This window comes from Nocardia sp. NPDC003183, assembly GCF_053590715.1.
Genome location: NZ_JBSFTG010000007.1, coordinates 37,692 through 48,508, shown reverse-complemented (window position 1 = coordinate 48,508; position 10,817 = coordinate 37,692). Strand labels below are relative to the sequence as shown.

Sequence of the window (10,817 nt, the reverse complement as noted above, 5' to 3'; positions counted from 1 at the left end):
CTATCCCGAGAGGTGGAAGTTGCCGGAGGTGCCGTAGATCGCCAGCGAGATCAGCAGCGTCACTGTGACGACAGCGATCAGCGACGACCGCACCGCGTTACCGACCGCGATGCCGACGCCGACCGGACCACCCGCGGCGTGGAAACCGTAGTAGGTGTGGATGAGCATCACGGCCAGTGCCATCACGATCGCCTGCGCGAACGACCACAGGATGTCGCTCGGGATGAGGAAGGTCGAGAAGTAGTGGTCGTAGACGCCTGCCGACTGCCCGTAGATCACGACGGTCGCGAACCGGCTGGCGATGAACGAGGCGATCACCGCGAGCGCGTAGAGCGGCACGATCGCGATCATGCCCGCCAGCACTCTGGTGCCGACCAGGAACGGAATCGGCCGGATCGCCATGGATTCCAGCGCGTCGATCTCCTCGGCCACACGCATCGCGCCCAGCTGCGCTGTCGCGCCGGCGCCGATCGTGGCGGCCAGACCGATGCCGGAGATCACCGGTGCCGCGATGCGCACATTGATGAGGGCGGCGAAGAAGCCGGTCAGGGCCTCGACACCGATATTGCCGAGCGAGCTGTAGCCCTGCACCGCGATGGTGCCGCCTGCCATGAGGGTCAGGAAGCCGACGATCACCACGGTGCCGCCGATCACGGCCAAAGCGCCGCTGCCCATGCTGATCTCGGCGATGAGGCGGATGGTCTCGGTGCGGTAGTGCACCAGCGCGCGCGGCACCGAGCCGAGCGCCTTGATGTAGAAGATGGCCTGATCGCCCAGGGAATCCACCGATTTCGACATTCGGTCGAAACGGCGGACCGTGCGCGGGAACTTACTGCGAACTATGAATGCCATCGTGGTCACCGCACCGTGAATTTCAGGCCGATCGCGGTGACAACGACATTCACCACGAACAGCGCCATGAACGCGAATACCACTGTTTGGTTCACCGCGTCACCGACGCTCTTGGGTCCGCCTTTGACCTGGAGCCCGAGATAACAGGCGACCATTCCGGCGATCAAGCCGAACAGGCCCGCCTTGATTTCGGAGATGATCAGCTCGGACAGATTCGTCAGCAGCGGAATCCCGTTGACGAACGCGCCGGGGTTCACGCCCTGGAGGAAGACCGAGAACACGAAGCCGCCGGCGATGCCGATGGTGCACACCAGGCTGTTGAGCATCAGTGCCACGAACATCGAGGCGAACACGCGCGGCACGACCAGTCGGCTAACCGGGTCGATGCCGAGCACCTTCATCGCGTCGATCTCTTCGCGAATCGTGCGTGCGCCCAGGTCGGCGCAGATCGCGGTGGCGCCCGCGCCCGCCACGATCAGCACCGTGACGATCGGTCCCACCTGGGTGACGGCGCCGAACGCGGCGGCCGCGCCGCTGAGGTCGGCGGCGCCGATCTCGCGCAGCAGGATGTTGAGCGTGAAGACCACCAGCACCGTGAACGGGATGGCGACCAACAGCGTCGGCACGATCGAGACGCGAGCCACGAACCAGGCCTGGTCGATGAATTCGCGCCATTGAAATGGCTTACGGACGGTGGCGCGTGCCACTTCCGCGCCGAGTTCGAAGAATCCGCCGACCGCCCGCAACGGGACAGCAAGGAGGTTGTTCATACCGAATCCTCCTCTTTCGACGGGCGGACCGATGTGTCCGCGTACCCGTACTTCACCGCCACCCCGATCTGAAGACTGCCCAAAGACTAGAACATGTTCCTACTAATGTCTGCCATATTCGTAGACTCAGAGCAGGACTTTTTCTCGTAAAACGCTGTCAAAACTGAAACGGATACTTATTCAATTCGGCGACCTTCCTGTGAGGCGGCACACACCCCGACGGTCATGTCTACCAATACCTGGACTGGTGATCAACACGACAGGCGAGACAAATCCGGCGGGGTATGCGGTCAGCCAACATCAGGCAAACCGCGGACTGGACTGCTCAGCCCAGATCGCGGAGGTCGCGCGCCGAAAAGGTGTGATCCGCGGGGCGCTCTGCGAAGTAGCCACCGAGGGTGGCGGCCAGGTCGGCCTCGGACCATTCGGCACCCGCGGCATCGAATCGCCGCTCGACCGTCGGCGCCGCCATCAGCGCCACCATCGGTCCGTAGACGACGAAGACCTGACCGTTCACGGCGTCGGCCGCGGGCGAGGCGAGGTAGGCCACGAGCTTGGCCACGTGCTCGGGCGCCAGCGGGTCGACCGCGCCTTCGGGCGCGTCGGCGAAGACCGCCTCGGTCATCGCGGTCCTGGCCCGGGGGCAGATCGCGTTGGCGCGCACGCCGTACCTGGACAGCACGCGCGACGCGGTGAGCGTGAGGGCGGTGATGCCGGCCTTGGCCGCACCGTAGTTCGCCTGGCCTTCCGGTCCGAGCAGGCCCGCCTCCGAGGAGGTGTTGACCAGCCGGCCGTAGACCGGCTCGCCCGCCGCCTTGGATGCCGCGCGCCAGTAGGCGGCCGCGTTGCGGGTGAGCAGGAAGTGTCCGCGTAGGTGCACCGCGATCACCGCGTCCCAGTCCTCGTCGGACATGTTGAACAGCATGCGGTCGCGGGTGATGCCCGCGTTGTTGACGACGATGTCGAGCCCGCCCAGCGATTCCTGCGCGGTCGAGACGAGCGCGTCGGCCGTCGAGCGCTCGGCGATGGAGCCGCCGACGAATTCCGCCTTGCCACCGAGCTCGCGGATGGCGGCGATGGTCTCGGCCGCCGCGTCCTCGGTCAGGTCATTGACGACCACCGCCGCACCGGCCGACGCCAGCGCGAGAGCTTCGGCCCTGCCGAGCCCGGCGCCCGCACCGGTCACGATGGCGACCCGGCCCTCCAATGAAATCTGCGTCACACTCATTCGGCCGACTCTAGAACGTGTTCCACCATCCGACAAGAGCGGATCACGCCAACCTCAGCGCGGCCTTGGGGCACTGCGCCACGGCCTCCTCCGCGTCGGCGAGGCGATCGGGCGCGACATCGCCCTCGGCGACGGTCAACATGTCGTCGTCATCAAGTTCGAACATGTCAGGGGCGATTCCTACACAGACGCCGTTCGCTTCACATCGGTCGAAATCGACGATGATCTTCATGAGAACTTCCTTCCACACGGTCTTCGCGACACTAACCCAGACAGCCTGGTCCCCGAAGCGGAACAGGCACCGAATCACCATCAATACTGGAACATGTTCCAGTTCATATGCAATGATCGGTTTCGGCGGGGCTCACCCCCTGCGCCCCGCCACCCGCCCTTTCAGCTCGACACCGAGGTAGGAAGCATGCGCGTCGCGTATACGCCGCAGCAGGAAGAATTGCGCGCCGAGCTGCGCGAATATTTCGCGAAGCTGATGACACCGGAACGTCGCGCGGCGCTGAGCATGACGACCGGCGAATACGGCTCCGGCAACGTGTACCGCGAGGTCGTGCGCGACATGGGCCGCGACGGCTGGCTCACCCTGAGCTGGCCCAAGGAGTACGGCGGCCAGGACCGCACCACGATGGATCAGCTGATCTTCGTCGAGGAAGCGGCCATCGCGGGCGCGCCGGTTCCCTTCCTGACGCTCAATTCCGTGGCGCCGACGATCATGCAGTACGGCACCGAGGAGCAGAAGAAGTTCTTCCTGCCCAAGATCGCCTCCGGTGAGCTGCACTTCGCCATCGGCTACTCCGAGCCGGGCGCCGGTACCGACCTGGCCTCGCTGCGGACCACCGCGGTGCGCGACGGCGACGACTTCGTCATCAACGGCCAGAAGATGTGGACCAGCCTCATCGCCTACGCCGACTACATCTGGCTGGCCGTGCGCACCGATCCGGCCGCCAAGAAGCACAAGGGCATCACGATGCTCATCGTGCCGACCGATGTCGACGGGTTCTCCTGGACGCCGGTGCACACGATGGCCGGGCCCGACACCAGCGCCACCTACTACCAGGACGTGCGGGTGCCCGCCTCGTCGGTGGTCGGTCCCGAGAACGGCGGCTGGTCGCTCATCACCAATCAGCTCAATCACGAACGGGTCGCCCTCACCTCGGCGGGTCCGCTGAGCCTCGCGGTCGCCCAGACCGTGGAGTGGGCACGGGAAACCACCCTGCCCAACGGCAAGCGCGTGATCGACCAGGAATGGGCCCGGCTCAACCTGGCTCGGGTGCACGCCAAGGTCGAATACCTCAAGCTGCTGAACTGGGAGATCGCCAGCCGCGCCGATCAGGGCGGCGAGGCCGCGCCGAAGCCGTGGGACGCCTCCGCCTGCAAGGTCTACGGCACCGAACTCTCCACCGAGGCCTATCGCCTGCTGATGGAGGTCGTCGGCCCGCACGCGTACCTGCGCCAGGACTCCCCCGGTGCCGCACTGCTCGGCCGGCTCGAGCGGATGCACCGCGCCGCACTGATTCTCACCTTCGGCGGCGGCACCAACGAGGTCCAGCGCGACATCATCGCCATGACCGCCCTGCGCCAGCCCGCGTCCGCCCGCTGATTCCGAAAGCCGGTATCTCCCCATGGATTTCACTCCCACCGAAGCCCAGACCGATCTCGCCCGGCTGACCGGCGAGATCTGCGCCAAGCTGGTCACTGCCGATCGGCTGCGCGAACTCGACACCGCCGCCCGCTTCGACGAGCAGCTCTGGAAGTCGCTCGCCGAGACCGGCGTGCTGGCCGCCGCGCTGCCGGAAGCCCTGGGCGGCAGCGATTTCGGCATGCTCGAGCAGACCGCGATCCTGCGTGAACTCGGCCGCGTCGTCGCCGCGGTGCCCTACCTGTGGTCGATCGTCCTCGGCGCGGGCGCGCTGGCGAAGTTCGGCAATGCCGACCAGCAGCAGCTGGCCGCGCGCGCGGGCGCGGGCGAGATCGTGCTCACCGCCGCGCTGGCCGAGGAACTGCGCGCCACCACCGACGCACCCGGGATCGTCGCCCAGGCCGCCGGCGCCGGATGGACGCTCACCGGTACCGCGACCACGGTCGCCGTCGCCGATCGTGCCGAACGAATCCTGGTGCCCGCCATCACCTCTACCGGTGTCGGCGTGTTCGTGGTCGATCCGGAGCACGCTTCGGTCACCCGCACCGCCCAGCAGGTCGTCGACCTGAGCCCCGAGTTCGCCGTCGACCTCGCCGCCACCCCCGCCGAACTGCTCGGCAGCATCGAGGCGGGTGCCGACATCCTCACCTGGCTGCGCGAACACGCCTGGCTCGGCCTGTCGGCCCTGCAACTCGGCACGCTGGAGCGCGCACTCGAGCTGACCGCCGAGCACACCCGTACCCGCGAGCAGTTCGGCAAGCCGATCGGCTCGTTCCAGTCGGTCGCCCAGCGCCTGTCCGACGCCTACATCGACATCGGCGGCCTTCGCCTCACCGTCACCCAGGGCGCCTGGCGCCTGTCGGAGGACCTGCCCGCCGCCGAGGCCATCCACATCGCCAAGTTCTGGGCAGCCGAAGCGGGCCACAAGGTCGCCCACACCGTGGTCCACGTCCACGGCGGCCTCGGCATCGACCGCGACCACATCACCCACAACTACTTCACCGCCGCCAAGCACCACGAATTCGCCCTCGGCGGCGCAACTCCCCACCTCCTCGCCCTCGGCGCGGAACTGGCGAACTAACTCTTGGCCGACAGTTCGTACGAACTGTCGGCCAAGATGTACAATTCAAAGCATGACTGCAGCCCCCTCGCCCGAGAACTGGGAACTCCCGGTAAGTGAAGCCAGGGAGCGCCTCGCCGAGGTGATTGCGGCCGCCGAGAGCGGCACCGTCGTGCACTTGACCCGTCATGGCCGCCGCGTAGCGGCCGTGGTGCCGGATTCGATGGCCGAGACCGCAAACAGCCAAGTCCGCGCACTATCGCGACAATTCGCCGAGCGTCACAGGAGCCTGCTCGACAGGCTCGCCGAGTGAGCGAAGCGGAGATCTACTACCTCACGGTCGCCGACCTGCGAGCAATCGCCGAGGATGTGGCAGGGCCGTACGTCGTACGCGACGCGGGACTGCTCGCCTCGGCGGCCGCGCGCCCGGCAACCACCGTGTTCGGGACCGACGCCTACCCCGGCATCTGGGAGAAGTCCGCAGCGCTCCTGCATTCGATCGCAGCCAACCACCCACTCGTCGACGGCAACAAGCGTCTTGCCATCGCTGGCGCGATCGTCTTCCTGGCCTACAACGGCATCGACACGAGCTCTCTCGACGAAGACCTCACGTACAACCTCATGATCGACGTCGCCAGTGGCGCAGTGATCGATGTTCCCGAGATCGCATCCCGTCTCGCTACCGCTTTGAAGCACTGACCACCGGTTCTCACCGACTCTTGACGCCGTAGGCCGGCCGCGCCTCAAATGGCGTCGCAGGCACCGATGCACTCCTGCCTACCGATGGAGATCCAACCCCGAAGTCAGGTAGCGCTGCAGGGTGGGGGCGAGGTCGGTGACGATCTGCTGTGGCGTAAGCGCGACTACCGGCGGCAGCCGCAGGACGTACCGACACAGGGCCAGGCCCAGGAGTTGAGTGACGATAAGCGCGGCACGACGCGGGGCGTCTGCGGGGGTGCCGAAGCGGAGGACGGCGGGCAGGACCTGGTCGGCGAAGATCTCGCGGAAGCGGGCCGCGACCGCCTCGTCGGTGATCGAAGAGCGGAGCAGGATCAGCAGAACGGTGTTGTCGTTGCCCTCCCAGATCTCGAGGAAGCGGCGGATCATCAACTCGCCCATGGTGTTCGGGTCTGCGGCACTCAGGTCGGGGAGATCGAGGTCGATCTGGGCGGCGACGGCGAAGAGGCCGTCTTTGCTGCCGAAATAGCGCATCACCATCGAGGGATCGATCTCGGCGTCGGCGGCGATCGCGCGGATCGTGGCTTTGGCGTAGCCGTCGGCGGCGAAGCGGGCGCGAGCGGCCTCGAGAATGGCGGCCTTCGTCGCGTCGGAACGACGGGTGGGAATCTCCTGGTCAGGCATGTCAACGATTGTAGGCCAACAACTGTTGACTTTCATCCACAAGCGGGTCTACCGTTATGCCTACAAGCGTTGGCAAACAAGCGTTGACCAGGAGTCGAAATGCCCGCCACCTCACTTCCCGAAGCCACCTCCGTCGTCATCGTCGGCGCGGGTCCCGCCGGGCTCACCGCCGCGATCGTGCTCGCCGAAGCCGGCGTCGACCATGTGCTCATCGATCGACTCGGCGAGGGCGCCAACACTTCTCGGGCCGCGGTGGTGCACGCCAGGACGCTCGAGGTGCTCGACGGGCTCGGCATCACGAGCAAGCTCGTCGAACTCGGAATCCAGGTGCCCACCTTCAAGCTCCACGACGGCGCGAAGACGTTGGCCACCATCGAGTTCGGCGATCTCCCCACCGCCTTCCCGTACACGCTGATGGTGCCGCAGGACGTCACCGAGCAGGTGCTCCTGGACCGGCTGCACGAGCTGGGCGGCACGGTACACCGGCCGCTCACCGTCACCCGGATCAGCGACGAGAACGACAGCGTCACTGTCGAATACGTCGACGAGAACGACCAGCGCGGCGAGATCGAGGCCGACTATGTCATCGGCGCCGACGGCATGCACAGCGTCGTGCGCGAGCAAGTGGGCATCGGCTTCACGGGCGATACCTACCCCGCATCCTTCGTCCTCGCCGACGTCCGCATGAGCTGGCCTACCCCGCGTTCGGAAGTGTCGCTGCACCTCTCCCCCGAAGGCGTCACCGTGGTCGCGCCCCTCCCCGACGACGCGCACAACCGCTACCGCGTCGTCGCCACCGTCGACGACGCCCCGGAACACCCCACCCGCACCGATATCCAGACCTTGCTGAACACCCGCGGCCCAGCGGGCGAGATCCACGTGGACGAGGTGCTGTGGAGCTCCCGATTCCGGGTCCACCACCGCGTAGCCGACCAGTACCGCGCAGGCCGCGTCCTCCTCGCGGGCGACGCCGCCCACGTCCACAGCCCCGCAGGCGGCCAGGGCATGAACACCGGCATCCAGGACGCGGCGCTCCTGGGCTCTCTGCTGGCGAAAGTCGACGCAGGCGAACCGGATTCGATTCTCGACACCTACGAAACCACCCGCAGGCCCATCGCCCTCGACGTCGTCGCCTTCACCCACCGCATGACCTCGATGGCGACCCTCCAGTCCGCCCCGGCACGCACCGCCCGCAACACCGCCTTCCGCCTGCTCACCCGCATCCCCGCGGTGCGCGCCAAGCTGGCCTACCAACTCTCCGAACTCGGCAACCGCTGACCGGAACCCGTTTCCCCACCACCGATTCCGAACACGACGAAAGCCCGCCCGGCGACGATGCCGGGCGGGCTTGTTCGTATCGTGCGGGTACTACGCCGAGCCCGCCTCCGCGTGCTCGTCCGCAGGCCGCTCATCGGTCTGCGACTTGGCCCAGCGGTAGTCCGGCTTGCCCGCGGGCGAGCGCTTGATCTCGTCGACGAACCACAGGCTGCGTGGCTGCTTGTACGACGCGATCTCCTGGGCCAGTACCGGTTTCAGGTCGGCCAGGGTGGGGCGGTTCTCGCCACGACACTGGACGACGGCGACCACTCGCTGGCCCCAGCGGGCGTCCTCGACCCCGACCACCAGCGCGTCGAAGATCTCGGGGTGCGCCTTGAGGGCGCCCTCCACCTCTTCGGGGTAGATCTTCTCGCCACCGCTGTTGATGCTCACCGAACCACGGCCGAGCATGGTGACCGAGCCGTCCTCCTCGACGCGCGCGTAGTCGCCGGGGATCGCGAAGCGAACGCCGTTGAACTCCTTGAACGTCGCGGCCGACTTGACCTCGTCCTTGTAGTAACCGAGCGGGATGTGCCCGCTGCGCGCCAGCAGGCCGACGACGCCGGAACCCGGTTCGACCGGATTGCCTTCCTCGTCGAGCACCTGGGTGGCCGCGTCGATCTTCACCCGGGGACCACCGGTGTGGGTGGCACCCTTGGCGACCAGGGAGAGTCCACCGAAACCGGTCTCCGAGGAACCGATGGAGTCGGAGATCATCCGGTTGGGCAGCACCTCGAGGAACTTGTCCTTGAGCGACGGCGAGAACAGCGCCGCACTGCTGGCCAGCACGTACAGGGTCGAAAGATCGTAGGGCTCACCGGTTTCCGGGTTGCCTTCGGCCAGCGCGTCGAGCATCGGGCGCGCCATCGCGTCGCCGGTGATGAAGATCAGGTTGATGCCGTGCTTGTCGACGGCCTGCCACACTCCGTGCCCGCTGAACTCGGGAATCATCACGGCCTTGCCACCGCCGAACAGGCTGTGGAAGGTGGCCCACTGCGAGCCGCCGTGGATCATCGGCGGAATCGGGAAGCGCACCATCTGCGGGTTGGCCGCGCCGACCTTGGCCAGCTCCCACTCGTCCTTGGTGTACTCGCCGGTGACGAAGTTGATGCCGGCGCCGAGCACCCGCCAGACATCCTCGTGCCGCCACATCACGCCCTTGGGCAGGCCGGTGGTGCCGCCGGTGTAGAGCATGTAGATGTCGTCGGGCGAGCGCTCCCCGAAGTCACGTTCACCCGACGAATCGGCCAAGGCCGCTTCGTACTCCACAGTGTCCGCGCCGGTGGGCCCATCGGTGCCGTCCTCGACGACGATCACCGTCTTCAGGGCGGGCACCTTCTCCCGAACCGCCGCCACCTTGTCGGTGTAGCGGCGCTCGTGGATCAGCGCGACCATGTCGGAGTTGTCGAAGATGTGCAGTAACTCGTTCTCGACGTAGCGGAAGTTGACGTTGATCATCACCGCCCGCGCCTTGAAGACGGCAACCATCGCTTCGACGGCCTCGACGGTGTTCCTGGAATAGATTCCGACTTTGTCGCCGGGACGCACACCCTGTTCCAGCAGGTAGTGGGCCAACTTGTTGGCCCGCTCCTCCAGTTCGGCGTAGGTCGACTCTCGATGTTCGCCGACCAGCACGATCCGGTCGGGCATCAAGTCGACGGCATGTTCGACGAGATCGGCTATGTTGTAGCTCACAAGGACAAAAATAGAACGTGTTACTGTTTCTGACAAGACTCAACTTGTCAGGAGTACGAAAATGGCCCACTGCCTGGTCGAGAAACGCGACCATGTCCTCATCGTCACCATGAACCGCCCCGAGGCGCGCAACGCCCTCTCCGGCGAGATGATGGCGATCATGCGCGACGCCTGGGACCAGGTGGACAGCGATCCCGACATCCGCGTCGCGATCCTCACCGGTGCGGGCGGGGCCTTCTGCGCGGGAATGGATCTGAAGGCGATGAGCTCGCAGCATCCCGGGGACACCGCCTCCTCCGGCAGCTGGGACCCCGCCTACCTCCCCGCGCTGCTGAAGGGACGGCGACTGGCCAAGCCGCTGATCGCGGCCGTCGAGGGCCCCGCTATCGCCGGTGGCACCGAGATCCTGCAGGGCACCGACCTGCGCGTGGCCGGGGAAAGCGCGAAGTTCGGCGTTTCCGAGGCCCGCTGGGGCCTGTTCCCACTGGGTGGTTCCGCGGTGCGGCTGGCCCGGCAGATCCCGTACACGGTGGCCGCTGATCTGCTGCTGACCGGTCGGCACATCACCGCTGCCGAGGCCAAGGAGATCGGCCTGATCGGACACGTCGTCCCCGACGGAACCGCCCTCGACAAGGCCATGGCACTGGCGGGCCAGATCGCCGACAACGGCCCGCTCGCCGTCCAGGCGATGCTGCGCACCCTGCGTGAAACCGAGGCCATCCCGGAGAACGAGGCGTTTCCCATCGAGGCGAAGATCGGCATCGAGGTGTTCCGATCAGCCGACGCCAAGGAAGGGCCGCGAGCCTTCGCCGAGAAGCGCAAGCCGAACTTCACCGGCTCCTGACACGCCGCCGGGCGCCGGGCTCGGTGCCCGGCGGCCTG

12 protein-coding genes are annotated in these 10,817 nt (G+C 66.7%); 6 read left to right on the top strand and 6 right to left on the bottom strand.

All coding sequences use genetic code 11. The features are described from left to right. The 4 genes from ACWDXS_RS21370 to ACWDXS_RS21355 all read right to left on the bottom strand — a co-directional run bounded on the left by ACWDXS_RS21370 (window position 1) and on the right by ACWDXS_RS21355 (window position 3,082). Window positions 1-852 carry an MlaE family ABC transporter permease gene (locus ACWDXS_RS21370; RefSeq protein ID WP_056819342.1) on the bottom strand — a complete coding sequence of 284 codons (852 nt, stop codon included), beginning with the start codon at window positions 850-852 and terminating at the stop codon, window positions 1-3. A gap of 5 nt (window positions 853-857) precedes the next feature. Continuing rightward, window positions 858-1,622 carry an MlaE family ABC transporter permease gene (locus tag ACWDXS_RS21365; RefSeq protein ID WP_358180900.1) on the bottom strand — a complete coding sequence of 255 codons (765 nt, stop codon included), beginning with the start codon at window positions 1,620-1,622 and terminating at the stop codon, window positions 858-860. A 325-nt stretch (window positions 1,623-1,947) separates the two neighbouring features. Continuing rightward, window positions 1,948-2,850 (bottom strand): 3-oxoacyl-ACP reductase, encoded by a 903-nt coding sequence (locus ACWDXS_RS21360; protein ID WP_378990638.1) that lies wholly within the window; start codon window positions 2,848-2,850, stop codon window positions 1,948-1,950. Window positions 2,851-2,893: 43 nt separating this feature from the next. Further along, a complete protein-coding gene (locus tag ACWDXS_RS21355) occupies window positions 2,894-3,082 on the bottom strand; it encodes a ferredoxin (protein ID WP_056819344.1) in 189 nt (62 codons plus the stop codon). A gap of 186 nt (window positions 3,083-3,268) precedes the next feature. Here ACWDXS_RS21355 and ACWDXS_RS21350 point away from each other — a divergent pair, with 186 nt between their 5' ends. The 4 genes from ACWDXS_RS21350 to ACWDXS_RS21335 are packed head-to-tail and all read left to right on the top strand — an operon-like array spanning window position 3,269 to window position 6,260. After that, on the top strand, window positions 3,269-4,462 hold the full coding sequence (locus ACWDXS_RS21350; RefSeq protein WP_378990639.1) for an acyl-CoA dehydrogenase family protein: 1,194 nt from the start codon (window positions 3,269-3,271) through the stop codon (window positions 4,460-4,462). 22 nt (window positions 4,463-4,484) lie between these two features. Continuing rightward, complete coding sequence (locus tag ACWDXS_RS21345; RefSeq protein ID WP_378990640.1) at window positions 4,485-5,582, top strand: acyl-CoA dehydrogenase family protein; 1,098 nt, start codon at window positions 4,485-4,487, stop codon at window positions 5,580-5,582. Between the two features lie 52 nt (window positions 5,583-5,634). Beyond that, a complete protein-coding gene (locus ACWDXS_RS21340; RefSeq protein ID WP_378990641.1) occupies window positions 5,635-5,874 on the top strand; it encodes a type II toxin-antitoxin system Phd/YefM family antitoxin in 240 nt (79 codons plus the stop codon). Beyond that, window positions 5,871-6,260, top strand: a complete 390-nt coding sequence (locus ACWDXS_RS21335; RefSeq protein WP_379315298.1) for a type II toxin-antitoxin system death-on-curing family toxin — start codon at window positions 5,871-5,873, stop codon at window positions 6,258-6,260. Before ACWDXS_RS21340 ends, ACWDXS_RS21335 begins: the two co-directional genes overlap by 4 nt. Before the next feature lie 78 nt (window positions 6,261-6,338). Here the strand turns inward: ACWDXS_RS21335 and ACWDXS_RS21330 are convergent, their stop codons facing one another. Next, window positions 6,339-6,923: a TetR/AcrR family transcriptional regulator gene (locus tag ACWDXS_RS21330; RefSeq protein ID WP_449968021.1), complete on the bottom strand. Its 585-nt coding sequence runs from the start codon at window positions 6,921-6,923 to the stop codon at window positions 6,339-6,341. 99 nt (window positions 6,924-7,022) lie between these two features. On the opposite strand from ACWDXS_RS21330, the gene ACWDXS_RS21325 reads away from it, so the two are divergent. Beyond that, window positions 7,023-8,201 carry an FAD-dependent oxidoreductase gene (locus ACWDXS_RS21325; protein ID WP_449968018.1) on the top strand — a complete coding sequence of 393 codons (1,179 nt, stop codon included), beginning with the start codon at window positions 7,023-7,025 and terminating at the stop codon, window positions 8,199-8,201. A gap of 90 nt (window positions 8,202-8,291) precedes the next feature. Here ACWDXS_RS21325 and ACWDXS_RS21320 read toward each other — a convergent pair whose 3' ends face one another. Then, window positions 8,292-9,935, bottom strand: coding sequence for an acyl-CoA synthetase (locus tag ACWDXS_RS21320; protein ID WP_378990646.1), 1,644 nt, complete (start codon window positions 9,933-9,935; stop codon window positions 8,292-8,294). 61 nt (window positions 9,936-9,996) lie between these two features. Between ACWDXS_RS21320 and ACWDXS_RS21315 the strand changes: the two genes are divergently transcribed. After that, entirely contained in the window at window positions 9,997-10,779 is a 783-nt protein-coding gene (locus ACWDXS_RS21315; protein WP_449968015.1) for a crotonase/enoyl-CoA hydratase family protein, read from the top strand. Window positions 10,780-10,817 lie beyond the last annotated feature (38 nt).

Bases quoted from the DNA above. Each gene is read 5' to 3' on its own strand.
- ACWDXS_RS21370 (WP_056819342.1), bottom strand. From the start codon at position 852: ATGGCATTCATAGTTCGCAGTAAGTTCCCGCGCACGGTCCGCCGTTTC.
- ACWDXS_RS21365 (WP_358180900.1), bottom strand. From the start codon at position 1,622: ATGAACAACCTCCTTGCTGTCCCGTTGCGGGCGGTCGGCGGATTCTTC.
- ACWDXS_RS21360 (WP_378990638.1), bottom strand. From the start codon at position 2,850: ATGAGTGTGACGCAGATTTCATTGGAGGGCCGGGTCGCCATCGTGACC.
- ACWDXS_RS21355 (WP_056819344.1), bottom strand. From the start codon at position 3,082: ATGAAGATCATCGTCGATTTCGACCGATGTGAAGCGAACGGCGTCTGT.
- ACWDXS_RS21350 (WP_378990639.1), top strand. From the start codon at position 3,269: ATGCGCGTCGCGTATACGCCGCAGCAGGAAGAATTGCGCGCCGAGCTG.
- ACWDXS_RS21345 (WP_378990640.1), top strand. From the start codon at position 4,485: ATGGATTTCACTCCCACCGAAGCCCAGACCGATCTCGCCCGGCTGACC.
- ACWDXS_RS21340 (WP_378990641.1), top strand. From the start codon at position 5,635: ATGACTGCAGCCCCCTCGCCCGAGAACTGGGAACTCCCGGTAAGTGAA.
- ACWDXS_RS21330 (WP_449968021.1), bottom strand. From the start codon at position 6,923: ATGCCTGACCAGGAGATTCCCACCCGTCGTTCCGACGCGACGAAGGCC.
- ACWDXS_RS21325 (WP_449968018.1), top strand. From the start codon at position 7,023: ATGCCCGCCACCTCACTTCCCGAAGCCACCTCCGTCGTCATCGTCGGC.
- ACWDXS_RS21315 (WP_449968015.1), top strand. From the start codon at position 9,997: ATGGCCCACTGCCTGGTCGAGAAACGCGACCATGTCCTCATCGTCACC.